This is a genomic window from Flavobacterium orientale, from assembly GCF_014638005.1.
GTDB classification, from domain to species: domain Bacteria; phylum Bacteroidota; class Bacteroidia; order Flavobacteriales; family Flavobacteriaceae; genus Flavobacterium; species Flavobacterium orientale.
Window position 1 is genome coordinate 98506 of sequence record NZ_BMFG01000009.1, and the last position, 25938, is coordinate 124443.

The 25938-nt window shown below is 33.0% G+C and carries 22 protein-coding genes, 1 tRNA gene and 1 rRNA gene; 20 read left to right on the forward strand and 4 right to left on the reverse strand.

Annotated elements, in window-relative coordinates; translation table 11 throughout:
- The first annotated feature begins 44 nt into the window (after positions 1 to 44).
- The 14 genes from IEV15_RS11800 (at position 45) to IEV15_RS11865 (ending at position 12000) form a co-directional block, all read left to right on the forward strand.
- Positions 45 to 1109 (forward strand): anhydro-N-acetylmuramic acid kinase, encoded by a 1065-nt coding sequence (locus IEV15_RS11800; protein ID WP_188362733.1) that lies wholly within the window; start codon positions 45 to 47, stop codon positions 1107 to 1109.
- 75 nt (positions 1110 to 1184) lie between these two features.
- Complete coding sequence (locus IEV15_RS11805) at positions 1185 to 1880, forward strand: response regulator transcription factor (protein WP_188362734.1); 696 nt, start codon at positions 1185 to 1187, stop codon at positions 1878 to 1880.
- 2 nt (positions 1881 to 1882) lie between these two features.
- Positions 1883 to 3256, forward strand: a complete 1374-nt coding sequence (locus IEV15_RS11810; RefSeq protein ID WP_188362735.1) for a sensor histidine kinase — start codon at positions 1883 to 1885, stop codon at positions 3254 to 3256.
- A gap of 143 nt (positions 3257 to 3399) precedes the next feature.
- Positions 3400 to 3903, forward strand: coding sequence for a hypothetical protein (locus tag IEV15_RS11815; RefSeq protein WP_188362736.1), 504 nt, complete (start codon positions 3400 to 3402; stop codon positions 3901 to 3903).
- Between the two features lie 20 nt (positions 3904 to 3923).
- Entirely contained in the window at positions 3924 to 4376 is a 453-nt protein-coding gene (locus IEV15_RS11820) for a hypothetical protein (protein WP_188362737.1), read from the forward strand.
- Between the two features lie 3 nt (positions 4377 to 4379).
- Entirely contained in the window at positions 4380 to 5210 is an 831-nt protein-coding gene (locus IEV15_RS11825; protein ID WP_188362738.1) for a YoaK family protein, read from the forward strand.
- A gap of 119 nt (positions 5211 to 5329) precedes the next feature.
- Positions 5330 to 6556, forward strand: a complete 1227-nt coding sequence (locus tag IEV15_RS11830; protein ID WP_188362739.1) for a Glu/Leu/Phe/Val dehydrogenase dimerization domain-containing protein — start codon at positions 5330 to 5332, stop codon at positions 6554 to 6556.
- 7 nt (positions 6557 to 6563) lie between these two features.
- Positions 6564 to 7940, forward strand: coding sequence for a sodium:proton antiporter NhaD (gene nhaD / locus IEV15_RS11835; RefSeq protein ID WP_188362740.1), 1377 nt, complete (start codon positions 6564 to 6566; stop codon positions 7938 to 7940).
- Between the two features lie 54 nt (positions 7941 to 7994).
- Complete coding sequence (locus IEV15_RS11840; protein WP_188362741.1) at positions 7995 to 8687, forward strand: MotA/TolQ/ExbB proton channel family protein; 693 nt, start codon at positions 7995 to 7997, stop codon at positions 8685 to 8687.
- A 4-nt stretch (positions 8688 to 8691) separates the two neighbouring features.
- Positions 8692 to 9084, forward strand: coding sequence for an ExbD/TolR family protein (locus tag IEV15_RS11845; protein WP_188362742.1), 393 nt, complete (start codon positions 8692 to 8694; stop codon positions 9082 to 9084).
- Between the two features lie 9 nt (positions 9085 to 9093).
- Complete coding sequence (locus tag IEV15_RS11850) at positions 9094 to 9897, forward strand: energy transducer TonB (RefSeq protein WP_188362743.1); 804 nt, start codon at positions 9094 to 9096, stop codon at positions 9895 to 9897.
- A 58-nt stretch (positions 9898 to 9955) separates the two neighbouring features.
- The gene (locus tag IEV15_RS11855) at positions 9956 to 11176 is read left to right on the forward strand and encodes a bifunctional folylpolyglutamate synthase/dihydrofolate synthase (protein WP_188362744.1); all 1221 of its coding nucleotides are present in this window, start codon (positions 9956 to 9958) and stop codon (positions 11174 to 11176) included.
- A gap of 69 nt (positions 11177 to 11245) precedes the next feature.
- Positions 11246 to 11323: transfer RNA gene (locus IEV15_RS11860), tRNA-Val, on the forward strand.
- 89 nt (positions 11324 to 11412) lie between these two features.
- Complete coding sequence (locus IEV15_RS11865; RefSeq protein ID WP_188362745.1) at positions 11413 to 12000, forward strand: LURP-one-related family protein; 588 nt, start codon at positions 11413 to 11415, stop codon at positions 11998 to 12000.
- Positions 12001 to 12060: 60 nt separating this feature from the next.
- Here IEV15_RS11865 and IEV15_RS11870 read toward each other — a convergent pair whose 3' ends face one another.
- Together IEV15_RS11870 and gldJ are read right to left on the reverse strand one after the other, a co-directional pair.
- Positions 12061 to 13350 carry a UDP-N-acetylmuramoyl-tripeptide--D-alanyl-D-alanine ligase gene (locus tag IEV15_RS11870; RefSeq protein WP_188362746.1) on the reverse strand — a complete coding sequence of 430 codons (1290 nt, stop codon included), beginning with the start codon at positions 13348 to 13350 and terminating at the stop codon, positions 12061 to 12063.
- A 60-nt stretch (positions 13351 to 13410) separates the two neighbouring features.
- Entirely contained in the window at positions 13411 to 15090 is a 1680-nt protein-coding gene (gene gldJ, locus IEV15_RS11875; protein WP_188362747.1) for a gliding motility lipoprotein GldJ, read from the reverse strand.
- Between the two features lie 204 nt (positions 15091 to 15294).
- Here gldJ and porU point away from each other — a divergent pair, with 204 nt between their 5' ends.
- From porU to IEV15_RS11900, 5 genes are all read left to right on the forward strand, one after another.
- Entirely contained in the window at positions 15295 to 19140 is a 3846-nt protein-coding gene (gene porU / locus IEV15_RS11880; RefSeq protein WP_188362748.1) for a type IX secretion system sortase PorU, read from the forward strand.
- Between the two features lie 39 nt (positions 19141 to 19179).
- The gene (gene porV / locus IEV15_RS11885) at positions 19180 to 20376 is read left to right on the forward strand and encodes a type IX secretion system outer membrane channel protein PorV (RefSeq protein ID WP_188362749.1); all 1197 of its coding nucleotides are present in this window, start codon (positions 19180 to 19182) and stop codon (positions 20374 to 20376) included.
- Positions 20377 to 20446: 70 nt separating this feature from the next.
- Positions 20447 to 20929: a cytidine deaminase gene (gene cdd, locus IEV15_RS11890; protein ID WP_188362750.1), complete on the forward strand. Its 483-nt coding sequence runs from the start codon at positions 20447 to 20449 to the stop codon at positions 20927 to 20929.
- A gap of 163 nt (positions 20930 to 21092) precedes the next feature.
- Complete coding sequence (pdhA, locus tag IEV15_RS11895; RefSeq protein ID WP_188362751.1) at positions 21093 to 22091, forward strand: pyruvate dehydrogenase (acetyl-transferring) E1 component subunit alpha; 999 nt, start codon at positions 21093 to 21095, stop codon at positions 22089 to 22091.
- Between the two features lie 5 nt (positions 22092 to 22096).
- Positions 22097 to 23752: a pyruvate dehydrogenase complex dihydrolipoamide acetyltransferase gene (locus IEV15_RS11900; protein ID WP_188362752.1), complete on the forward strand. Its 1656-nt coding sequence runs from the start codon at positions 22097 to 22099 to the stop codon at positions 23750 to 23752.
- A 55-nt stretch (positions 23753 to 23807) separates the two neighbouring features.
- Here IEV15_RS11900 and IEV15_RS11905 read toward each other — a convergent pair whose 3' ends face one another.
- Positions 23808 to 25028 carry a glycosyltransferase gene (locus IEV15_RS11905; protein ID WP_188362753.1) on the reverse strand — a complete coding sequence of 407 codons (1221 nt, stop codon included), beginning with the start codon at positions 25026 to 25028 and terminating at the stop codon, positions 23808 to 23810.
- A 75-nt stretch (positions 25029 to 25103) separates the two neighbouring features.
- On the opposite strand from IEV15_RS11905, the gene IEV15_RS11910 reads away from it, so the two are divergent.
- Positions 25104 to 25685 (forward strand): MiaE family protein, encoded by a 582-nt coding sequence (locus tag IEV15_RS11910; protein ID WP_188362754.1) that lies wholly within the window; start codon positions 25104 to 25106, stop codon positions 25683 to 25685.
- Between the two features lie 146 nt (positions 25686 to 25831).
- Here the strand turns inward: IEV15_RS11910 and rrf are convergent.
- Positions 25832 to 25938: ribosomal RNA gene (rrf, locus tag IEV15_RS11915) — 5S ribosomal RNA — on the reverse strand; the annotation flags it as partial.

Sequence of the window (25938 nt, forward strand, 5' to 3'; positions counted from 1 at the left end):
GAATAATTAAGTTTAATTCTCAAACGATTTCGTAATTTTAGCCCATGTTTAAAGATTCCTATCAGGTTGTTGGTGTGATGAGTGGCACTTCGCTCGACGGAATTGATTTAGCTCACCTTTATTTTACTGTAGAAAATAGAAAATGGAATTACGAAATTGCGACTTGCCAAACGATTCCTTACAGCCTGGAATGGTTGAACAAATTGAAAAATGCGGTTAATTTTTCTGAAAAAGAGTTAGAAAAAGTCAATCAAGATTACACTAGTTATTTAGGTAAAACTATTAAACAGTTTATTGAAAGCAATGGTTTAAATGAAATTGATGTGGTTTGTAGTCATGGTCACACTATTTTGCATCAACCTCAAAATGGCATTACTTTACAAATTGGAAACTTACCTAAAATTGCAGAAATTATACATAAAAAAGTTGTCTGCGATTTTAGAGTTCAAGATGTAGAATTAGGCGGACAAGGTGCTCCGCTAGTTCCGATTGGCGATCGATTATTATTTTCTGAATATGATTTTTGTTTGAATTTAGGCGGATTTTCGAATATTTCATTTGAAGAAAACGGAAAGCGAATTGCGTTTGACATTTCTCCTGTAAATACTGTTTTGAATTTTTATGCCAATCAAATCCAATTAGATTATGATGATAAAGGCGAAATTGCTCGTTCCGGAAAAGTAAATTCTGCTTTATTAACTGAATTAAATAACCTCGATTTTTATCAAAAAAAATATCCAAAATCACTCGGAATTGAGTTTGTAAATGCTACAATTCTACCTTTAATTGAAAATTATTCCATTTCAATTGAAGATAAATTGCACACTTTTGTGGAACATATCGCCATGCAAATTGCTTCAGCTTTACCAAAAAAAGAAGGCAAAATTTTAATTACCGGCGGTGGAGCTTATCACATTTTTTTATTGGAAAGAATGCAAAATCATTTATCAAAAATGCATCTTATTATTCCGAATACCAAAACATTAGAATTCAAAGAAGCCTTAATTTTCGGATTACTTGGCGTGTTGAAATTACGCAATGAAGTCAATGTGCTTTGTAGTGTAACCGGAGCAAAGAGAGATCATTCTTCAGGAAAAATTTTCAGTTAAAAAATCCTTATTTTTTCTACTACTTATTTTTTTTGTAAATTGAACCCTCGAATTTTTCAGTTCAAAAAAGCATAAATGAAAAAGATTTTATTAGTTGAAGACGAAGCCCATGTTGTATCATTTATTAAAAAAGGATTGACCGAAGAAGGTTATGAAGTTTCTGTTGCTTTAGATGGAAAAACCGGACTTTTACTTCAACAAAACAATCAATTTGACATAATCATTTTGGACATAATGTTGCCTGAGATGAACGGTTTGGATGTTTGTAGAGAAATCCGAAAGACAGATATACAAATTCCAATTCTTTTTTTGACCGCTTTGGGAACTGCTGAAAATATTGTTTTGGGTTTAGAATCTGGAGCCGATGATTATTTGGTAAAACCTTTCAAGTTTATTGAACTTTTGGCACGGATAAAAACATTGCTTCGCAGAACAGAAAGCTATAACCCTTCACCGGAAATCCAAGAGGATTATATCTATAAAATCGACGATTTAATTTTAAACGATTATAGTAAAACAGTTACTCGTGGTGGCGAAGTAATTTCGTTAACTACAACGGAATTCAAACTACTACTCAACTTTTTACAAAACAGAAACAAAGTACTTTCTCGCGGAGAAATTTTAGACACCGTTTGGGGAGTCAACTTTGACATGGGAACCAATGTTGTAGATGTTTATGTAAATTATCTTCGAAAGAAAATTGATTCAACCACCGAAAACAAATTGATTCACACAGTTATTGGAATGGGTTATGTTATGAAAGAAAGCTGATTATGAGAACACAAACCAAAACTACTTTACTTTTTCTTTTGCCATTCTTAATTGTTTTATCCTTGTTTGGCGGATTTGTCTATTTTTCATTTTTGAATTATTCTCACAATGATTTTTTTAGATTATTGGAAATTAGAGCCATTACAGCCGGAAAAATTGAATTGGACAACAACCCTACTGCTAACATTAAAGAAATTAAAGAATTACGAGACCAATTTTTTGAAAAACTACCACAAGAAAAAGATTATTTTTTTCCGTTAGAAGAAGTAGAAAAGTTTCATGATGAAAGTGAAACTTTAGGTTTACCAATTTCTTTTTTTGAAAATGTAATTAAAAATGGCAAATCAGATTTCAAAAAAAACAATGTTTTCTACAAAGGCATAATATATAATAGTACAAAAGGCAAATACATTATTGTTGCTTCTGCAGAAAATTATTATGAATTACATCATTCAGCCTATTTAAAACGAACTTTATTCATTTCAATCATTGCCGCTTTTATTATATCGGCTCTTATTTCTTTGTACTTTTCAAAATACATATTTAAACCGCTTCGAAAAATAACAGAACGAGTAAATCAAATTAGCTCTGAAAATCTGCACTTGCGATTAGATGCGGGAAGTAAAAATGATGAGCTGAACGATTTGGCTGTTACTTTCAACACAATGCTCGATAGAATTGAAACATCTTTTGAGACACAAAACAACTTCATAAGTAATGCTTCTCACGAGTTACGAACGCCGTTAACAGCAATAATTGGTGAAGCTGATGTGATTTTATCAAAAAGCAGATCACAAGAAGAATATGAAGAAGCTATTAAAATAATGTTAGTGGAAGCTGAAAAATTAGAAAGCAAAACCCGAGCTTTATTGTTTTTAGCACAAACCGGTTTTAATGGAAAAATTCAAAAATTTGATAAAATCCGATTAGATCAATTATTGATGGATGTTAAAGAAACTTTAGAAAAAATCAATCAAAAAAACAAAATCTGTCTTGATATGAGTTTATTGCCTGAAAACCCAAACATGATTAAGGTAAACGGAAATGAACAATTATTGCATTTAGCATTTAGTAACATCATCAATAATGGTTGTAAATATTCAGACAACCAACCCGTGAGTGTTGCTTTGGGTGCCTCAAATAATAGTGTTTTTGTTGTTATTAAAGATACCGGAATTGGTATACCGGAATCGGAACTTAAATTTATTTATGATCCGTTTTTTAGAGCATCTAACACAAAAAGCTATGAAGGTTTCGGAATTGGTCTTCCTCTTACACGAAATATTATCAGAATGCACCTTGGCGAAATTGAAGTCAAATCAATACAAAACCAAGGAACCACAGTTCAAATTAACATTCCCATGTATAAATTTTAACAATTTTAAAAGTTCTTTAAGATTCTCTAATCTCTTTTTAATTTCGCAATAGTTTTTTAATTGAATTCTAATTTTTGATTAATTCAATTCTAATTTCCCACCCATAATTTTGGCACTGTAAAACTTTAAAAAATAAAAGTGCCATGAAAAAAACAATTCTATTACAAACTGATTTTACCATTGAATCATTAAATGTTTTAAAAACTGCTTTAGCACAATCTAACCATGATGATAATTTTGATATCATATTATTGCATGGTGTTCACTTATCAGATTCAATTAGAGATTTATTATTTTTTTCAAAACAAAAAATTATAAATCAATTGGTTTCTGAAGAGTTTGAACAAGCTTGTTTTGTCATTAAAAACAAATATGCTTCAAAAATAAATTCTATTAGAAAAGATATTTTTACCGGATTTACACAATCTGCTTTTAACAGCTACACTGATGCTAACCAAATTGATGCAATTTATCTTCCGGCTAACTTTCAGTGGAATTTTAACAAACAAAAAAGCTTTGATTTGATTCCTTTTATGAATAAAAGCAAACTTCCTATTCAACAAATTGGTTGGCAAACAGCTACCAATATTCCTGAAAAAGGAAAAGTGGCAGAATTATTCTTTAACGGAGTTCCGTCGCACTCTTAAACAATGTAAAACCAAAAGCTATGAAAATTGCTACCACATATACACTTGTATTTGTTGTTATTGTAGCAACAATTATTACAACTATATCACTCTCCCAAAGTCCTGAAAAAAAGATAGTAGGACAATGGAATGAACTATCATGGGAATATGAACGAGTAGATATGGTTAATGATACAAACAACAAAGAAATTACAGACGATGTAAAAAAAATAATTGGTCAACACTTACTTATTCATGAAGCTGAAACTTGGAAGTTTTTATCCAATGGAAAATTAGTGTTGAAGGCAGGAGAAAACGAACGATTGGTTGATTGGAAAATTAAAGGTCGTGGTCACATTCTTCAACTAAAATATGATAACGATGTTGTTGAAAATTATAATTTAACAGAATTGAACAACAATGTAATGGTCTTGAATTTTGATTCTGAAATTCAAGCTCGAGGAATTGCAAAACTAACATTTGAAAAATCATAATCTATGCTGAGAAAATTTAGTAATAGTAGAACTTTAGAAGATAATATAAAACTTGGAGTACTAACCGCATTTTCCGGCGGGATGGTAAATGTTGCCTCGTTACTGATTTTCTTTTCGTTTTCGTCAAATGTTACAGGTCATTATGCCATTCTGGCTTCTGAAATAGTAAAAGGAAATCTTTACCAAACCGGAGTTGTTTTTGCTTGGATTTTCTTGTTCTTTTTTGGAAGTTTTTTATCCAACTTAATTGTAATTCATTTAAGTAAACTAAATACTTATTTGGCTCATTCGATTCCACTTATATTAGAAATTATCTGTTTAATGACTGTTGGAATTTATGGTCAGTTCTTCTACTTAGAAACCTTACTTGAAACAGAAATTATGTTGGGGATAATGCTTTTTGCCATGGGTTTACAAAACGGATTAACTGCAAGTATTTCAAATTTTGCAGTTAAAACAACCCATTTAACGGGAACAACGACCGATTTAGGGATATTATTTTCAATGTTTACTAAAAAAGAATACAGAGAAAATGAAGAACTAAGAGGAAAAGCAAAATTGTTGAGTTCTATTGCAATTTCCTATTTATTCGGAGCTATTATTTCAGGTTTATTATATTTCAATACTGGGTTTCAAGTATTCTATATTGTAAGCATATTTTTAACTATTGTAATTTCCTATGATTTATACAAAATTAGATTTACACGATATATTATGCTAAAGAAAAGAAGCAATAGTATTCCAATAAATAATAAAAGGCCTGTAATTCATCCTTCTTTAAATATTAAATCATTTGCAGAAAGAAGAAAACAAATGAAAGAAGAAACAGTTTAAACTAATCCTCCTGAAAAGGGGGATTTTTTATGGCAAAAAACTAAATTATTTTCAATATTCAAAATGCAAATGTTTTATAAAGATTATATTTGCACTTGAAAACAAACAGACTAACTATAATGAAAGATTTACTCAAAAAATTTGAAAATAAAGAGCCGGAAATAATTTTTAATTGGAAAGATGCCGAAACAGAAGCAGAAGGATGGACAGTAATAAATTCTCTTAGAGGTGGCGCAGCAGGTGGCGGAACTAGAATGAGAAAAGGTTTAGACATGAACGAAGTACTTTCGTTAGCCAAAACAATGGAGGTGAAATTTTCAGTTTCAGGTCCTGCAATTGGTGGAGCCAAATCAGGTATTAATTTTGACCCAAACGACCCGAGAAAAAAAGGTGTTTTGCAACGTTGGTACAAAGCTGTTTCTCCATTATTGAAAAGTTATTATGGAACTGGTGGCGATTTGAATGTTGACGAAATTCACGAAGTGATTCCAATAACAGAAGAATGTGGCGTTTGGCATCCGCAAGAAGGTGTTTTTAATGGCCATTTTAAACCAACCGAAGCAGACAAAATTAACAGAATCGGTCAATTACGACAAGGAGTAATCAAAGTAATTGAAAATCCGAAATTTTCTCCGGATGTAAACAGAAAATATACCGTTGCTGATATGATTACCGGATATGGTGTTGCAGAAGCGGTTAGACATTATTATGACATTTATGGTGGAAGCGTTGTAGGTAAAAAAGCAATTGTTCAAGGTTTTGGAAATGTTGGTTCTGCTGCGGCATTCTATTTAGCGGATATGGGTGCAAAGGTTGTTGGAATTATTGACCGTGAAGGTGGAATCATAAATGAAAATGGTTTTTCTTTTGAGGAAATAAAAAGACATTTTTTAAATAAAGACGGTAATAAACTTGTAGCTTCAGAAATGATTCCTTTTGAAGAAATCAATCAAAAAATATGGACGCTAGGTGCCGAAATTTTTGCACCATGTGCTGCTTCCAGATTAGTTACAAAACAACAAGTTGACCAAATGATTGCTTCCGGATTAGAAGTAATTTCGAGTGGTGCCAATGTTCCTTTTGCTGATAAAGAAATCTTCTTTGGTTCTATCATGGAAGAAACAGACGCTAAAGTGAGCTTGATTCCAGATTTTATTGCAAACTGTGGGATGGCTCGTGTTTTTGCCTATTTTATGGAGAAAAAAGTTCAAATGACAGATGAAGCAATATTTTTTGATACTTCAGAAACCATAAAAAAAGCATTACACAAAACTCATACTATAAATACCTCTAAAACAAATATTAGTGCAACAGCTTTTGAAATTGCACTACAACAATTAATCTAAGTTTACAATGTTAAATCTTATCATTTTTCTTTTTATAATTGGATATCTATCAATTACTCTAGAACATCCTTTTAAGTTAGACAAAACGGTTCCTTCATTATTAATGGCAGGTGTCATTTGGGCACTTTTAGCCTTTGGTTTTAACCAAGGTTGGCTTTCTGTTATTGATGAATACAGCAATGTTTACAACATCAATAATGGAGATGAAAAAGCACAGTTGTATGGGTTTTCAAAAAATTTAATGCATCACTTCGGCAAAACTGCTGAAATTCTTATTTTCTTGATTGGAGCAATGACTATTGTTGAAATTATTGATTTACATCGTGGTTTTGACGTTATTAAAAGTAGAATAACAACAACCAATAAAGTTCGATTATTATGGACATTAGGACTTGTTGCGTTTATTTTATCTGCTGTAATTGATAACCTTACTGCTACAATCGTATTAATAACATTATTACGAAAATTAGTTCCTGTAAAAGAATACAGAATTTGGTTTGCATCCATGATAGTTATTGCAGCAAATGCCGGTGGTGCATGGTCGCCAATTGGAGATGTAACCACTACAATGCTTTGGATCGCAAATAAAGTAACCGCTGTTGGTCTTTCAGAATATGTTATAGTTCCTTCAATTTTATGTTTTGTAGTACCTTTTTTCTTTGCCTCTCGTTTGAAAGCATTCCAAGGAGAAACACCAAGAAAACATTATGCCGTAGATACAGAATCCGAACGATTATTGAGCAGTAAAACTATGCTTTATATTGGGCTTGGTGCTATAATTTTTGTACCGATATTCAAAATGATAACAGGATTACCGCCTTATCTGGGCATGATGTTCAGTTTAGGATTCGTTTGGTTATTCTCCGAATACATAAAACCTTATGAAGGATTTAATAAAAAAGACAAACAACACTACTCAGGTCATAAAGCACTTTCAAAAATTGAATTTTCAAGTATTCTTTTCTTTTTTGGAATTTTAATGGCTGTTGCTGCTCTTGAAAGCATGGTGTTTGGTAAAATTAATGGAGAAGAAATCGGAACATTAGGCTATGCTGCAGAAAGTTTATCGAGAGCAATTCCAAATTTAGATGTGGTAGTTATCCTTTTAGGAATTTTATCGTCAATTATCGACAACGTACCATTAGTTGCTGCTTCAATGGGAATGTATGATTATGAAGTTGACCACGTAATTTGGCATTTTATTGCTTATTGTGCCGGTACCGGAGGTAGTTTACTTATCATAGGTTCTGCCGCTGGTGTTGCAGCCATGGGAATGGAACGTATTGATTTTATTTGGTATTTAAAAAGAATCACTTGGCTAGCTTTTATCGGGTTCATGTCAGGAGCAATATGTTTCTTATTTATTGAACATTTTATTCGTTAAACAATTTATAATCCTATCTTAGCGTTATCAAACTAACTTTAAATTAAACATTCTATGCAACCAGACAGTTTAGCTGTAGCACAACAGAATTTATTAGACCAAGAACCCGTTCAAAAAACGCTTTCAATTTGGGAATTAATCAATAGTGGTGGCATTGGTGGTCAAATTATTATTGCCACTTTAGCCATTTTATTATTTGCGGCTTTATATCTTTATTTTGAAAGAATTATGGCTATAAATAAAGCTTCAAAAATTGATTCCAGTTTCATGAATAACATTAAGATGAATATCATGGGAGGCAAATTAGATGCTGCTAAAATGCTTTGTGCCCAAACCAATTCTCCCGTTGCTAGATTAATTGAAAAAGGAATTTCAAGAATTGGAAAACCTCTTGAAGATATCAATACGGCTATTGAAAATGCGGGTAAATTAGAAATATATAAATTAGAAAAAAACGTCAGCGTTCTTGCAACAATTGCCGGAGCCGCACCAATGATTGGATTTCTAGGAACTGTAATTGGAATGATTCTTGCTTTCCATGAAATGGCAAACGGTGGCGGTCAAATTGAAGTGAAAGCTTTGGCTGGCGGTATTCAAACTGCAATGACCACAACTGTAGCCGGATTGGTAGTTGGTATTATTGCTTATATGGGATACAACCACGTAGTTGTAAAAACAGACAAAGTGGTACATCAAATGGAAGCCAATGCAACCGATTTTCTAGATTTATTAAACGAACCATCGTAAAGCTATGAACTTTAGAGGAAGAAATAAAGTTACACCTGAATTTAGCATGTCATCCATGACGGATATTGTATTTCTATTGCTGATATTTTTCATGCTAACTTCAACCATGGTTACAACAAATGCTCTTGATTTAGTTTTACCTAAAGCAAAAGGAATTACAGCAAAAAATCAAAATATTTCAGTTAGTATATCTAAAGATTTGAATTATTTTATAGATAAAACACAAATACAGGAAACCGATTTAGAACAACAAATTTTATCATATTTTGCTACAAAAGACGATAAATCTCTAATATTACGTGTTGAAGAAGGTGTGCCAATTGAAAAAGCGGTAAACATCTTGGATATCGCCAACAGAAATCAAATCAAAGTGGTTTTAGCCGTTAGACCTAAATAATTTACACTTATGAAATATTTAGAAACAGAAGAAGAAAAAAAATCATTTGCAATTACGGCAACGATTATGGCTATGCTTTTAATTCTATTTCTGTATTTAGGTTTGCCTTTTATGGATCCGCCACCTGATAATGGTATTGCCATAAATTTTGGAAATACTGATTTTGGTTCAGGAAATGTGAACACCACAGAAACAGTTAATGCATCTCCACAACCAACGCAAAGCACCGCTCAACCTACCCCAACTAAAGAAGACGTACTTACACAAGACGATATTGATGCGGCAGTCATAAAAGAAACAAAAGTGGTTAAACCAGTTAAAGAAGTTAAAGAAGAGGCTCCTAAAAAAGTGGAAACGCCCAAACAACCTTCAAAAACAACCACAGATGCATTGTCCAATTTATTAAACGGACCAAAACAAGATGGTAAAACTAATGAAGGTGACGGCACTTCAACTCAAGCAGGAAATCAAGGAAAGTTAGACGGAAGTATTTACTCAAATAGTTATTACGGAAGCGGAAAAGGAACCGGAACAGGAAGCGGTGCTTGGGGATTAAATGGCAGACGTCTAGCTAGTCCCGGTGCTGTAAAAGCAGAATGTAATGACGAAGGAACTGTTGTAGTAGAGGTAAAAGTGAACAAAAATGGAGGTGTGACCAATGCTAAATTTACTCCAAGTGGATCAAACACTACCAGTAAATGTTTACAAGATGCCGCCATTAAATCGGCATATAAATACAAATGGAACGATGATTCTAATGCTCCGGATAACCAAATTGGGTTTATCGTATTTAATTTTAGAAACGGAGAATAAAAAACAAAATTTATATAGTTAAACCTCACTTTTGTGGGGTTTATTTTTTTAAAATAAAATGACATATAAAGAAACTACAACTTGGATGTTTGCTCAACTGCCGATGTATCAAAATCAAGGAGCATCAGCATATAAACCTAATTTAGACAACACAATTGCATTAGCCAACTATTTAAATAATCCTGAAAAAAGCATAAAATGTATTCATGTAGCAGGAACCAACGGCAAAGGCTCTACATCATCAATGTTGGCTTCAATACTACAAGAATCAGGATATAAAGTAGGACTATATACTTCACCCCATTTAAAAGATTTTAGAGAGCGAATAAAAATAAACGGAGTAGAAATTACAGAAGAATATGTTGTTGATTTTATAACCAAAAACAAATCATTTTTTGAAAAACAACAACTTAGCTTTTTTGAAATGACTGTTGGACTAGCATTTTCATACTTCAAAGAAAATAAAATTGATATCGCAATCATTGAAGTTGGCATGGGTGGCAGACTTGATTCCACAAATATTATAACACCTTTAGTTTCAGTAATCACATCAATCGGACTTGACCATACACAGTTTTTAGGCAATACCTTGACATCAATTGCTACTGAAAAAGCAGGCATAATAAAAGAAAAGATTCCTGTTGTTATTGGTTCCTTTTCAAACGAAACAAAGATTGTATTTGATAAAATTGCTGAAGAAAAAAATGCACCAATATATTATGCCACTGATGTAATTACTAAAACATATCTATCCGACTTAAAAGGATATTATCAAGAGAGCAATCAAAAAACAGTTTTGCAAACTTTAAAAATTCTTACCACAGTTAGCGAATTTAAAATCTCTGAAAACAATATAAAAAAAGGGCTTTTAAATGTTGTGAAAAACACTGGTCTGAAAGGAAGATGGCAACAAATTGAATCAAATCCAAAAACAATTTGTGATACGGCTCATAACAAACAAGGGTTGGAAATAGTCATGAAACAAATTCAAGATGAAAAATTTGACAAATTACATTTTGTTTTAGGCTTTGTAAACGATAAAAATCTTGATGAAATTTTACCATTATTCCCTAAAAAAGCTAAATATTACTTTTCAAAACCAAATAATTTAAGAGCTCTTGAAATTTCAAAACTTCAAGAAAAAGCTAATGATTTTGGACTTAACAGTAAAGTATTCAATTCTATTACAGAAGCTTATGAAAATGCTAGACAAAATGCTGAAAAATCAGACTTCATCTATGTTGGAGGAAGCACTTTTGTTGTTGCAGAAATTTTGTAACTTTTTTACTTTTTTATTTGCAGATACCAAAAACTGTGCTATATTTGCACTCGCAATCAAGCACTAATCGGGCGATTAGCTCAGCTGGTTCAGAGCACCTCGTTTACACCGAGGGGGTCGGGGGTTCGAACCCCTCATCGCCCACCAAAAACTCCTTAAGCAATTAGGGAGTTTTTTTTTATTTAAAAATCAGCTATAATCATAGACAACAAAAAACGCTAAAAAATCATACTCCAATGAATACAATATTAAATCGAAATATCTACCTGATTAAAGAACATGTAGGAATGTTCAAAGCATCAAACAATTTTGACATATTTAATCCAGAGAATGGCTCACAATTAATGACTTGCAGAGAGCCGAATCTGGGCTTTTTTACAAAACTATTTCGATTTACTGAGTACAAAAGAATGACCCCTTTTCAAGTTATAATTTCAGATAATCAAGGAAAGAAAATAATATCTGTTAAAAGAGGTTTTACCGTATTTCGATCTGATGTTGAAATTTTTGATGAAAATGACAAACTAATTGGTGTATTCAAACAAAAGTTTTTTTCTTTTGGAGGTAAATTTGAAATTCATGACGCAAATGATCGTCATCTTTGTACGCTTCAAGGAAAATGGACCGGCTGGGATTTTAAATTTAGCAAAGCAAATAAAGAACTTGCTCATGTTTCAAAAAAATGGGCCGGAATAGGAAAAGAATTCTTCACAAGTGCAGATAATTATGTATTAGAAATATTCAGTCATGTTCCGCAAGATGACGCTATTCGTCCACTAATTTTAGCTTCTGTAATGTGTATTGATATGGTTTTTAAAGAGTAAATAGTAAAAGATAATCTTGCGTAAGATCTATATCTCTCGACGAAATATTATAATTTTTCATTAAAGATAATTCAATACTCTTTCTAAAGCCATCCCTCTTGAACCTTTAATAAGCAACAAACTATTTGAAATTTCTTTTGTTTCAAAATCAATTTTAAATTCTTCAAATGACTTATAAAAACTAAAGTTAACATCAACGACTTTATTGGCATAAAATTCATTACCCACAAAATAACAATGCAAATTAGCTTTGCTTGATTTTATATAACTCACAATCATTTTATGTTCATGTAAGCTTTCTCCTCCCAGTTCAAACATATCACCTAAAATCATTATTTTATTTGCTTTATCTAATTGAATAAAGTTCTTTATTGCTACTTCCATACTACTTGGATTGGCATTATAGGCATCTAAAATAATTTGATTTGTATTTTTAAAAAGAATCTGCGAACGATTATTCTCGGGAAAATAACTAGAAATTGCATCCCGAGAAATTTCTATTGAAACACCAAAATACTTTCCAATTGTTATTGCTGCAATGATATTTGATGCATTATAAATACCAATCAAATTAGATTTTATCAAAATAGAATCAATTGTTATAGTAGCAAACGGATTTGCAACTATATCTGAAGCAAAAACAAATGCATCAGTAATATTAGAACTAAACGATATGCTATTTTTAAAAGCTATTGTTTTTTCATTTTGAATTGGATCATCTAGATTTACAACTACTTTTTTATCATGTTGAAACAAATAATCATACATTTCTGATTTGCCTTTGATGACACCTTCTACTCCGCCAAATCCTTCTAAGTGAGCTTTGCCAAAATTTGTAATATAGCCATAATCAGGTTTTGCTAATTCACATAAAAATGCAATTTCCTTTTGATGATTAGCTCCCATTTCAACAATTCCAATTTCGGTCTCTTTATCAAAAGACAATAATGTCAACGGAACCCCTATATGATTATTTAAATTACCAACAGTAGCTTTTGTTTTGAATTTTTTAGACAAAACAGCAAAAATCAATTCTTTTGTAGTTGTTTTACCATTACTTCCGGTCAGAGCAATTATTGGAAGCTTTAGATAATCTCTATGAAAAGTGGCCAAGTTTTGTAACGTCTCCAAACAATTGTCAACTAAAATTGTTCTTTCATCAATGTAAAAGTCTTTTTCGTCAATTACAACATACTTTGCTCCTTTTTCTAAAGCTTCTTTCGCAAAAGTATTTGCATTGAAATTCTCTCCTTTTAAAGCTACAAAAAATGAATTTTTTTCAATTTTTCTGGTATCGATAGAAACAGAGCTCGTTGATAAAAACAGGGTGTGAATTTGTTCTATTTTCATAAAATTGTAAAAAACAAAAAGCCCTTAAAATAGGGCTTTTTGTAATAATATATTAATTTTTTACTTACTATTAGGTTTCCCTCTTGAAGTTTTCTTTGTTGTTTTTGGACCAACTTTTGACATTGCACATCTGAATCCAATATCATCTGTTGCCATATCTTGTGGAAAGAATCTTCTTTGTGATGGATCTAACCAATAGGCTCTATCTCTCCAAGATCCACCTTTATAAACTCTAACGTTGTCATCAATTAAAGTAGTTCTTTTTGAAGAGCGGTCATATTTTCTTGTCATAACCCCTAAACTATCAACTGAAACATTATGTTGAGGAGAATCATACATTTTTTTCTCGTTCTTTCCTCCTTCTTCATCATCTTCTGAGTTTCCAAAATCGAAATAACGAGTTGATTGTTTATCCCCATCTCTATAATTTCTGTTGTCACTCTTATCAAAGTTTTGTCTTAAATAAGTTTCTTGCTCATCAACAGGTACTTGTGCAATTTGACCAGGGAAATTTCTAGCAATGATTTTTCCATTTGCCAAAGTATCATAAGTAATGTTATCACCCGTAACAACTTCAACTTTACCGTCTTCACCAATTTTATTTTTAGTGTAAACGTTACCTCTGAAATAGTTAAAATCATTTGCTTCATCATCAACAATAGGACGATACACATCGGCAACCCATTCGTTAACATTTCCTGCCATGTCATATAAACCAAAATCATTTGGAGGATATGATTTTACAATTTGTGTAATATCTGCACCATCGTCAGACCAACCGGCAATTCCGCCGTAGTCACCTTTTCCTTGTTTAAAGTTAGCCAATTGATCACCTCTAACTTGACGTTTCCCTGATCTTGTGTAACTTCCTGACCACGGATATTTTTTCTGACCTTGGTACAAATTATATTCTCTGTTTCCAACATTTGCAACAGCAGCATATTCCCACTCTGCTTCGGTTGGAAGTCTGTATTCAGCATACATTAATCCTGAACTTCTTTGAGCATATAAATTGATACTGTCTTTTGATTTTCCTCTTCTACCTTTTAATACTATCTCTTCGTCTCCTCCAAAAGCTTTTGTTGGAGCATTGATGTAAGTTTCTGTACTAAATGTTTTCTCTCCTGAAACATCTGTTAATTTGGCATCTCTTTTAAGGTAGCCTTCTTTTTCAAGAACAACTTCATTAACACGATCAGTTCTCCATTTACAAAACTCTACAGCTTGAATCCAATTAACTCCAACTACTGGATATTCTGCATAAGCAGGATGTCTAAGGTAGTTGTTAGTCATAGTCTCGTTATATCCTAATCTGTTTCTCCAAACTAGGGTATCCGGACAAGCTCCTACGTAGATGTTTTTGTAATTTTCTTCTGTTGGTGGAAAAACTCGTTTTAACCAATCTAAGTATTCTAGATACATAACATTAGTTACCTCCGATTCATCCATGTAAAACGATTGCACGTGTTGTTGATTTGGGGTGTTGTTCCAATCGTGCATTACATCATCCTGAACTCTACCCATGGTAAATGTTCCTCCTTCAATAGCAATCAAACCGGGACCGGCAGGTTGTTGTTTGTAGTTAGAAGCATACTGAAAACCCCCTTTTTTATCGTTGATTTTCCAACCGGTAGCAGTTGATGTGTTCTTAGAACTTGACTTTTTGCTACAACTAGCAAAACCAAACATTATTATCAATGATAATATAAGTTTAATAGTCATTAATTTGTTTACTTTCATACTTTAAGTAGGTAATAAATTTAGTGCCGCAATATAGTAATTAACCTTTAAACTACAAGTCAAAATCAAATAATTTGACAGAATTGTTAATTTTTGTTAATTAACTGAATATCCATAACGATACATTATATTGTTTATTGTATAAATTAAAACTATTTTATAGGTTTGATACTATTTATTTTTAACTTGCGTTATCAATCACGTATGAAAAAGATTCTTTTAGTATTCACTGCATTCTTGTTTTATTCAAGTTTTGCTCAGGTAACTAATACCATTGATATTCAATGGGAGACAGATAATTTTATAAACTTTGACTCTTATAAAATTAAAGTTCCACATTTTCAATTGAATAATTTCTATTTTGATGAAGGGTCAAATGAAATCTTTTTTAATCAAAAAATTACAGTTGAAAACACTTTTGATGAAAACAATATTAGAGTTATCAATGTAACTTATGAGCCAATATCCGAAGCTGATTTAGGAGTATTGAACCAATCTAAAATACCTTCTTCAATAAATTTTGAAGTTAAAAATAGTAGAGGAAGAGATGTAAATTATGCTTTTATTCAATTTTCACCAATTGTAAAAAACAATAATTCTTATAGAAAAGTTACTTCGATAACTTATAGTTTCAACTTCTCCAATTCGCAAAGAAATCAAACAGAAGCGGTTTCTGACTATCTTGGAATAAGAAATTCAGTTTTAAGCACAGGCGAATGGTATCGCTTTTATGTAGAAAAATCTGGTGTTTATAGAATTTCAAGAAGTTTTTTAGCACAATTGGGAATGAATACCAATACAGATCCAAGAAAAATTAAAATTTATGGTAATGGAGGAAGAATGCTTCCGTTATTAAATAGTGAAGAATATCCAATAGACTTAGAAGAAAATGCTATACAATTTATAGGTGAAGAAGATGGCGTTTTTGATACAAATGATTACATCCTTTTTTATGCCGAAGGCGTTGAAAACTGGAATCAAGAAAGTTTAACAAATTTAAATCTTTATGATTCTAAATCCTATTATTATGTGACTTCCTCTGGCGGTGATGGAAAAAGAATTCAAAACAGTAACGAACCCGTAGGCGATCCAACACTTATTATTTCAAAATTTAATGATTACCAATTTTTTGAAAAAGACGATATCAATATCGGAAGATTAGGCAGGATTTGGCATGGAAGTCCATTTTCATTTCAGAGCTCTCAAGAATATCAATTTAACTTTCCAAATATTGATACTTCTGTTCCATTACAAATTTCATTTTCTGCAGCAGCAGAAGCATTTGTTGCTACGTCAATGAGTCTTAGTTTAAATGGGTTAAATATCCAAACTTTTAATTTCAATCCCGTAATTCCAACTTCAAGTATAATTTTTGATAGTATATTTACAACATTTACAGCAACTGCTCCTTCTCCAAACATTACATTTCAAGTAACTTACAATAATAACGGAGTCCCCACTGCAAGAGGATATTTAAATTACATTAATATTAGTGCGGTCAGAAACTTAGCTGGAATTGGCAAACAATTTGAATTTAAAAACAATCAAGTTGCCTCGCAAATTGGAATTGGCGAATATCAAATCACCAATGCCAATGGCATTTCTCATGTATGGGATATTACAGATCGATTTAATGTTAGTAGTTATGCTAACAACAATCAATCTGTTTTTACATTCAAAACAAATTTGGGTGATGAGCGAAAATTTATTGCACTTGACCCATCCGATTTTTTCATTCCAAGAAGAGACCCTCAATCTAAAGTTGTCAATCAAAACCTGAAAGGAACTATTTTCAATAATAACACGGGTCAATTTTCAGACATTGATTATTTAATAATAACGCCTTCCAATCTTATTCAACCTGCAGATAAACTAGCTAATTTCCACAGAAATTATTCAAATTTAAATGTTAAAGTAGTTCCATTGGATTTAATCTACCAAGAGTTTTCTTCAGGCAAACAAGATGTTGCGGCAATTCGTAATTTTATCAGATATGTATATTTGAATGCTTCTACACCTGCAAAAAGAGTGAAATATGTAAATCTTTTTGGCGACACTTCTTTTGATTATAAAGATAGAATTCCTGACAATACTAACATCACTCCTATTTTTCATTCCTTAAACAGTAATAATTTATTAAGTTCGACTATGTCAGATGACTTTTTTGCCATGATGGATGAAAATGAAGGCAGAATGTTATCATCTGCAGACATTATGGATATTGCTGTTGGAAGGATGTTAGTTGACAATACAACACAAGCTTATCAAATGGTAGATAAAGTAATTGAATATCATGATATCAAATCTTACGGCAGATGGCGGAATAATTTCACTCTTATTTCAGACGATGTTGATGAAGCATGGGAAGTAGATATACAACAACAGCTTGATAATTTAGGAAATGATATTGGATTTCAGAAACCCGGAGTAAACGTAATTAAAATCCATACCGATTCCTATGTTCAAGAAACATCGGCTGGTGGCCAACGTTATCCAAAAGCTAAAGAAGATGTTATTAATGCTTTTAATCAGGGCTCACTCGTGTTTAATTATTTTGGACATGGAGGTGAAGAAGTTTTAGCCAAAGAACGTATTTTCGAAAAAACAGATGCCCAAAATTTAAACAACCAATACAAGTACCCATTATTTGTTACTGTAACTTGTGAGTTTACAAGATTTGACAATCCTTATCGTCCAACTGCAGGAGAATATACTTATTGGAATCCTAAAGGCGGAGCAATTTCGTTAATAACTACAACCAGAAGAATTGGTGTTACAACAGGTCAAAATATAAATAATTTTTTAGCTTCCTTCTTATATGGATTCAACTCCAATGAAGACATCACTATTTCGGAGGCTTTAAGAATGTCTAAAAATGCTTATGGACCTCAAACTTTAATGGTTTTTTATGTTGGTGATCCTGCTTTAAAACTGGCAATTCCAAAACCTAAAGTTGTTTTAACCCACATCAATAATGAACCTAGTGAAACTTCAGAGTTTATTTTTAAAGCTTTAAGTCCAGTTACTTTAACGGGCGAAGTAAGAGACCCAAATACCGATTTATTGATAAATAATTTTAATGGCGATTTAGCGGTTCAAATATTTGATAAAGAAATCAACCGAACCACATTAGGAAATGATAATGTATCAGTTGGAGGTCAGTTGCTAACTATGAACTTTACCACCTTAGGCGAAACCATTTTCAGAGGAAATGCTTCAATAAACAACGGAAAGTTTGAATTTAGTTTTGTGGTTCCGAGAGACATTACAATTCCTGTTGGAAATGGTAGAATTAGTTTTTATGCCAAAACCGAACAACCCTTTTTGCAAGATAAATCAGGATATAACACAACAATAAAAGTTGGGGGTATAAACGAAAATGCTCCTGTTGACAATACCGGCCCAACTGTTAGATTATACATGAATGATGAAACCTTTATTTCAGGCGGAATTACAGATGAAAACCCAATATTTTTAGCTTTTTTAGAAGATGAGAACGGAATTAATACAGCAAGCGGAATTGGTCATGATATTGTTGCCATTTTAGATGGAGATGAATCAAATCCATATATTTTAAATGATTATTATGAAACCGAATTAGACGATTATACCAAAGGCAAAGTTCGTTTCCCGTTCCGAAATTTAGCAAAAGGCTTACATACCATTACTTTTAGAGCATGGGACGTTTACAACAATCCTGTTACGGCAGAAATTCAATTTATAGTTGTGGGAGATGAAACTGTTACTTTAACAAACGTACTTAATTATCCAAATCCATTTGTAAATTACACTCAATTTTGGTTCACACACAATAAACCATTTGAACCACTAGATGTTCAAGTTCAAATTATGACAATAACGGGAAAGATTGTAAAAACCATTAATCAATCGGTTGCTACTGAAGGTTTTTTATCAAGAGAAATAACCTGGGATGGGAAAGATGATTTTGGTGATAAAATTGGAAAAGGAGTTTATATTTATAAGCTAACCGTTAAATCAAATGTCACAAATAAGAAAACCGAAAAAATAGAAAAACTTGTTATACTTTAATAATATACTATATTTGTTCCACTAATAGCATAAAAAATAATGAAAAAAATTGTTCTTATACTTACTTGCCTGCTTCTAATTCAAGAATCTTTCTCTCAAGAAAACCAGAGAGTAATTACTACAGGTGTTCCTTTTTTACTAATCGCTGCAGACGCTAGAGCCGCCGGTATGGCTGATGTTGGAGTTGCCACTTCTGCAGATGCTTATTCTCAACAATGGAATCCTGCAAAATATGCTTTTGCAATAGATAAACAAGGGTTCTCGATGAGTTACACGCCCTATTTAACAGGTTTGGTTAATGATATCGCTTTAGCACAAGTCACCTATTATAATAGATTTCAAGAAAGAATGGCATTTGCAGGAAGTTTACGCTATTTTGGTTTGGGTGATATTAACTTAACTAATCAATTTGGAGAACAACTACAAGTGGTTAGCCCTAATGAACTTGCATTAGATGTATCTTATTCACTAAAATTGAGTGAACGTTTTTCTATGGCAGTTGCAGGTCGTTACATTCGTTCGCAATTAAAAATTCCGGACGATATTGGTGATGCTTCTGCAGCTAGCTCATTTGCAGTTGATATTGCTGGATTTTATCAGTCAGAAGAAATAGCATATAATGATTTTAATGGCCGTTGGAGAGCTGGTATTAATTTTCAAAACATGGGTCCAAAAATCAATTATGATAATGATGATAACGATTTGAATTCAAATTTTTTACCCGCTAATATGCGGATAGGAACAGGATTCGATTTTATTTTTGATGATTATAATAAAATTGGAGTCAATTTAGAAGTAACAAAACTATTAGTACCAACACCACAAACTCCTGCACCTGTTGACTTAAATGGTGACGGAACTATTGACCAATCAGAAATCAATGCTGCTCAAGCTCAAGCCATTAATGACTATAGAAGCATCGGTTGGGTTTCAGGAATGTTCCAATCATTTGGGGATGCTCCTGATGGTTTTAAAGAAGAATTAAAAGAATTTACATGGGCCGTTGGTGCTGAATATCTTTATCAAGATGCTTTTGCATTAAGAGCAGGTTATTTTAACGAAAGTGAAGAAAAAGGAGCTCGAAAATTCTTTTCAATTGGAGCCGGATTCAAATACAACATCGTAATGTTGGATGTGTCCTATTTATTCTCAGCTTCAAAAGTAAGAAATCCATTAGAAAATACTTTGCGATTTTCTCTTACATTCAATTTCGGAGAAAAGTATGATGAATATTAATCTATCATTATAAATTTAAAAAAATCCAAATTTCGAAAATGAAATTTGGATTTTTTTTCCACTATAAACTATGAAAAAAATTACAATTACGACAGAATTCTCGATTTATGAAAGCAAAGAACAATTGCCTTCAAAAATAAAGGAATTGATGGAAATGGCTATTGAAATTAGAAAGAAAGCTTATGCTCCATATTCAAAATTTAGAGTTGGTGCTGCTATTTTATTAGATAATGGAAAAATAGTCTTAGGTTCCAATCAAGAAAATGCCGCTTATCCTTCCGGACTTTGTGCCGAACGGGTTGCAATATTTCAAGCTGGAGCCATTTATCCTGATGCAAAAATTTTAAAATTAGCCATATCAGCTACAGCGGATGAAAAACCAGTAACCTCTCCTATTCCACCTTGTGGAGCTTGCCGTCAGTCGATTGCAGAATATGAATTTAAGCAAAATACCCCCATCGAAATATTTTTTATGGGAGAATCGGGCGAAATTTATAAATCAGATTCGCTGACAAACTTACTTCCTTTAGTTTTTGATAAAAATTTCCTGTAAATATTAATCGTTTACTAAAACGTTATCGTAAATAACTTTTCATAAAGTTTGTCATTTTAAGTCAATTATATTTTTACATCTTACAAGGATGTCTTATTTTTGCTACTCGCAATTTTTTGCAATACAAACAAATCAAACAAAACAGATTCAAGAAATACAACAAATGAAAAAAATCACCAAAGAAGTTTATCTGCAATGGTATGAAGACATGCAGTTTTGGAGAAAATTTGAAGACAAATTAGCTGCCGTTTACATCCAACAAAAAGTGAGAGGGTTTTTACATTTATATAATGGTCAAGAAGCTGTGTTAGCTGGAGCATTACATGCAATGGACTTGTCTAAAGACAAAATGATTACAGCCTATCGTAACCACGTTCAACCAATTGGAATGGGTGTTGACCCTCGAAAAGTAATGGCTGAATTATACGGTAAAGTAACTGGAACATCTAAAGGAATGGGTGGTTCTATGCACATTTTTTCTAAAGAACATGGTTTTTATGGCGGTCACGGAATCGTAGGTGCTCAAATTCCTGTAGGTGCCGGAATGGCATTTGCCGATCAATATTTCAATACAGGCGGAGTAACTTTAACTTATTTTGGTGATGGTGCTGCTCGTCAAGGTTCTCTTCACGAAGCGTTTAATATGGCAATGTTGTGGAAACTTCCTGTTGTTTTTATTTGTGAAAACAATGGTTACGCAATGGGAACTTCTGTAGAAAGAACTGCCAATCACACCGATGTTTGGAAACTTGGTTTAGGTTATGAAATGCCTTGCGGACCGGTTGATGGAATGAATCCCGTGAAAGTTGCCGAAGCAATGCACGAAGCAATCGAAAGAGCTCGTCGCGGAGACGGACCAACTTTCTTAGAAATGAAAACATACCGATATAGAGGTCATTCGATGTCTGATGCTCAATTATATCGAACAAAAGATGAAGTGGAAGAATATAAAAAAATCGACCCGATTACGCAAGTTTTAGATATTATCAAAGAAAACAATTACGCCACTGATGCAGAAATTGAAGCCATTGACGAACGAGTGAAAAACTTAGTTGATGAATGTGAAAAATTTGCAGATGAATCGCCGTTCCCGGAAGTACAACAATTGTATGACGTGGTGTACGAACAAGAAAACTATCCTTTTATTCCCCATAAACTATAAGCAATATGGCAAAAATTATTAACATGCCACGTTTGAGTGATACAATGACTGAAGGAGTTGTAGCAACATGGCTTAAGAAAGTTGGCGATACGGTAAAAGAAGGCGATATTTTAGCCGAAATTGAAACCGACAAAGCAACAATGGAATTCGAAGCATTTGATGCAGGAACGTTGTTACACATCGGAATTCAAGAAGGCGAATCAGCACCAGTTGATTCTCTTTTAGCTATTATTGGAAAAGAAGGTGAAGATATTTCCGGTTTATTAAAAGGAGGAAATTCTGCTAAGACAGAAGAAAAGGAAGCTCCAAAATCAGAAGAAACATCTAAAGTGGAAACTCCAAAAGAAGAAAATTCTAAAACGGAAGAATCAAAACCAAAAGCATCAGCAGAAATTCCTGCCGGTGTGAAAGTTGTAACTATGCCTCGTTTGAGTGATACAATGACGGATGGCACTGTAGCAACTTGGTTAAAAAAAATTGGCGACGCTGTAAAAGAAGGTGATATTCTTGCCGAAATTGAAACAGACAAAGCAACGATGGAATTTGAATCATTCAATTCCGGAACATTATTATTCATTGGTGTTCAAGAAGGCCAGTCTGCTCCGGTTGATAGTGTTTTAGCAATCATTGGACCGGAAGGAACAGATATTTCAGGAATTGCCGAAAATTATTCTAAAGGTGGCGAAGCTCCAAAAGCTGAAACCAAATCAGAAGAAACTAAACCCGTAACAGAAAATAAAGAAGAAGCAACAACTTCAACCGAATCAACAGGAAGAATTTTTGCCTCGCCATTAGCTCGCCAAATTGCTAAAGACAAAGGAATCAACCTTTCTCAAGTAAAAGGTTCAGGCGAAAATGGAAGAATTGTAAAAAGTGATGTTGAAAACTTTACGCCGTCTGACGCTCCTCAAAAAGCTACACAATCGGAAAATATTTCTCAACCTGCTGCAGCGATTCAACCATTTGTTCCGACCGGAGAATCATATTCAGAAGAAGTAAAAAATTCGCAAATGCGTAAAACAATTGCTCGTCGTCTTTCTGAATCTAAATTCACAGCTCCACATTATTACTTAACAATTGAAGTAGCAATGGATGAAGCAATGAAATCCAGAGCAATTATTAATACAGTTCCTGATACAAAAGTGTCTTTTAATGATATGGTTGTAAAAGCGTGTGCGATGGCATTAAAAAAACATCCACGTGTAAATACACAATGGAAAGATGATGTAACGGTTATCAATCACCACGTAAATATTGGTGTTGCAGTTGCTGTAGAAGATGGTTTAGTGGTTCCTGTATTAAAATTTACAGATCAAATGAGTTTAACTCAAATTGGATCTGCGGTGAAAGATTTAGCCGGAAGAGCTAAAAATAAAAAACTTCAACCTGCCGAAATGGAAGGAAGTACTTTTACCGTTTCTAATTTAGGGATGTTTGGTATAACTGAATTTACTTCAATCATTAATCAACCAAACTCAGCTATTCTTTCAGTTGGAGCTATTATAGAAAAACCAGTTGTAAGAGATGGTCAAATCGTTGTGGGCAATACAATGAAAGTAACGTTAGCTTGTGATCACAGAACCGTTGATGGTGCAACGGGAGCTCAATTTCTTCAAACGTTACGAACCTATTTAGAAAACCCGGTGACTATGTTAGCATAGATTTAACCGAAGTATATATTTTTAAAAAGCGAGTTCAATTTGAGCTCGCTTTTTTTTATGCTTTATTCTTCTCCTCAATCCACTTTGCCATATACTTTGTGCTCTGCAAAAAATGATGGATCAATAATAAACCTGTAAAATTTTTATTACGATATTTTTCGAGATTTTTAAATTTATCAGTTAAAAATTCTTTAAAAGAATCTTTAAATAAATCTTTCGAAAAACCATTCTTTATAATCTCAAAACCATTCTGTTGAGCTTTCACCCAAATAATTTTATCTTGATATAATTCTATAGCCTTTTCAGCAAAATCTTCCGGTGAATCGGTTATAAAACCATTCCACAAAAAATTACCGTTCATTGCTTCAGCACCAATTTCTGAAGTTACACTCGTAGTTCCAAACTGCATTGCTTCCAACAATTTCCCTTTAATTCCTGCACCAAAACGGATGGGAGCCAAAAGAACTCTTGCTTTTGAAATCACTTCAAAAGAACTATCGACTCTTCCGTGAACATAAAAATTCAACTTCGGTTCATGCAACGATTTTATTTTTTGTGTCGGATAGGCTCCGTAAATATGCATCTTTGCTTCAGGAAACTTTGTAAAAAGCAACGGCCATATTTTCTCTTTCAAATAAACAACCGCATCATGATTGGGAGCGTGAAGAAAATTACCAATGAACATAAAATCACTTCGTTCTTCAAAGCTTGGTAAATTCAACGTTTCATTTCCCATCCAAATAGGCAAATAAAACATTATAAACGATGGCACTTTAAAATGCGATTGCAACAACTCTATTTCAAATTCCGAAACCATCAACGTCACATCACAACGGTAAATACTTGCAATTTCTCGCTTAGCCAGATCATTATTCAAATTAAACGGTTTATTCTTCAAAACTGTCAATCGTCTAGCTTCACGCAAACAATGTAAATCTTCTGAATCCAACATTCGCAAAGCATTCGGACAATGTTCTGCAACCCGCCATCCAAATTGTTCCTCCGTCATAAATCGATCAAATAAAACTAAATCCGGCTGCAATTCCGACACAAATTCATCAAATGAAGTGCAATTTAATGTTATTTGCTTTCGGTCAACTTCATACAATTCTTCCGAAAATTCACTTTCCGAAGCCGTACTGGCAAACATAATTTTCCCACCATTTTCCTTAAAAAAAGCAATCAACTGCATCATTCGACTTCCCGCTGCAGACGATTTCGGTTCCGGCCACACAAAACCAATAATTAAAATTCGTTTATTTTTCAATGCATTCATCCGACTAAAATAGGAATAAAAGAGGCAATTCTATTCAAATAAAAAGCATTATTTTTGTATCAAATCACTTGAATTATGCTAGGATTAAAACTTAAAACCGACCCACGTTGGGCAAACATCGCCGAATCAAACCTTGAAGAAATTTTATCCGATCACTGCTGGTGCGAACAAAAAGCCGCGTCCAACGCACTTTACATAATCACTAACAATTCTGAAAACGTAGAATTAGTCACCGAAATGGCCAAAATCGCCATCGAAGAAATGGAACATTTTCAAATGGTACACAACATAATTCAAGAACGCGGTTTCGAATTTGGTCGCGAAGTAAAAGACGATTACGTCAACCAGCTCGTGAAATTTACCAAAAAAGGAGGTTCAAGAAATGATGCTCTAATCGAAAGATTACTCTTTGCCGCAATGATCGAAGCCCGCAGTTGCGAACGGTTTAAAGTGCTTTCTGAAAACTTAAAAGACAAAAAATTAGCCGATTTCTACTACGAACTAATGATTAGCGAAGCCAACCATTACACCACCTTTTTACGCTTTGCTCGAAAATATTCCGAAAAAGTCGATGTCGATAAACGCTGGCAAGAATGGCTTGATTTCGAAGGCGAACTCATTTCCAACTACGGAAAAAAAGAAACCGTTCACGGATAATTATTATTTAATTTAAGCCCCCCTGCGTAAACTAGACTTCTCGTTACAATACTCTAATTTCATAGCTTAATTCAAATTTAGTAACTTATTAAACTTTAAAAATCCAAAACAAAAAACCCCTCATCTATAGATGAAGGGTTTTAAAAAGAAGGCGGTGACATACTCTCCCACAAATTGCAGTACCATCTGCGCAGGCGGGCTTAACTTCTCTGTTCGGAATGGGAAGAGGTGAGCCCCGCCGCAATAACCACCT

Bases quoted from the DNA above. Each gene is read 5' to 3' on its own strand.
- IEV15_RS11910 (WP_188362754.1), top strand. From the start codon at position 25,104: ATGCTAGGATTAAAACTTAAAACCGACCCACGTTGGGCAAACATCGCC.
- porU (WP_188362748.1), top strand. From the start codon at position 15,295: ATGAAAAAGATTCTTTTAGTATTCACTGCATTCTTGTTTTATTCAAGT.
- porV (WP_188362749.1), top strand. From the start codon at position 19,180: ATGAAAAAAATTGTTCTTATACTTACTTGCCTGCTTCTAATTCAAGAA.
- IEV15_RS11815 (WP_188362736.1), top strand. From the start codon at position 3,400: ATGAAAAAAACAATTCTATTACAAACTGATTTTACCATTGAATCATTA.
- IEV15_RS11845 (WP_188362742.1), top strand. From the start codon at position 8,692: ATGAACTTTAGAGGAAGAAATAAAGTTACACCTGAATTTAGCATGTCA.
- IEV15_RS11820 (WP_188362737.1), top strand. From the start codon at position 3,924: ATGAAAATTGCTACCACATATACACTTGTATTTGTTGTTATTGTAGCA.
- IEV15_RS11810 (WP_188362735.1), top strand. From the start codon at position 1,883: ATGAGAACACAAACCAAAACTACTTTACTTTTTCTTTTGCCATTCTTA.
- IEV15_RS11830 (WP_188362739.1), top strand. From the start codon at position 5,330: ATGAAAGATTTACTCAAAAAATTTGAAAATAAAGAGCCGGAAATAATT.
- cdd (WP_188362750.1), top strand. From the start codon at position 20,447: ATGAAAAAAATTACAATTACGACAGAATTCTCGATTTATGAAAGCAAA.
- IEV15_RS11855 (WP_188362744.1), top strand. From the start codon at position 9,956: ATGACATATAAAGAAACTACAACTTGGATGTTTGCTCAACTGCCGATG.
- IEV15_RS11800 (WP_188362733.1), top strand. From the start codon at position 45: ATGTTTAAAGATTCCTATCAGGTTGTTGGTGTGATGAGTGGCACTTCG.
- gldJ (WP_188362747.1), bottom strand. From the start codon at position 15,090: ATGAAAGTAAACAAATTAATGACTATTAAACTTATATTATCATTGATA.
- IEV15_RS11840 (WP_188362741.1), top strand. From the start codon at position 7,995: ATGCAACCAGACAGTTTAGCTGTAGCACAACAGAATTTATTAGACCAA.
- IEV15_RS11900 (WP_188362752.1), top strand. From the start codon at position 22,097: ATGGCAAAAATTATTAACATGCCACGTTTGAGTGATACAATGACTGAA.
- IEV15_RS11870 (WP_188362746.1), bottom strand. From the start codon at position 13,350: ATGAAAATAGAACAAATTCACACCCTGTTTTTATCAACGAGCTCTGTT.
- pdhA (WP_188362751.1), top strand. From the start codon at position 21,093: ATGAAAAAAATCACCAAAGAAGTTTATCTGCAATGGTATGAAGACATG.
- IEV15_RS11865 (WP_188362745.1), top strand. From the start codon at position 11,413: ATGAATACAATATTAAATCGAAATATCTACCTGATTAAAGAACATGTA.
- IEV15_RS11905 (WP_188362753.1), bottom strand. From the start codon at position 25,028: ATGAATGCATTGAAAAATAAACGAATTTTAATTATTGGTTTTGTGTGG.
- IEV15_RS11825 (WP_188362738.1), top strand. From the start codon at position 4,380: ATGCTGAGAAAATTTAGTAATAGTAGAACTTTAGAAGATAATATAAAA.
- IEV15_RS11850 (WP_188362743.1), top strand. From the start codon at position 9,094: ATGAAATATTTAGAAACAGAAGAAGAAAAAAAATCATTTGCAATTACG.
- IEV15_RS11805 (WP_188362734.1), top strand. From the start codon at position 1,185: ATGAAAAAGATTTTATTAGTTGAAGACGAAGCCCATGTTGTATCATTT.
- nhaD (WP_188362740.1), top strand. From the start codon at position 6,564: ATGTTAAATCTTATCATTTTTCTTTTTATAATTGGATATCTATCAATT.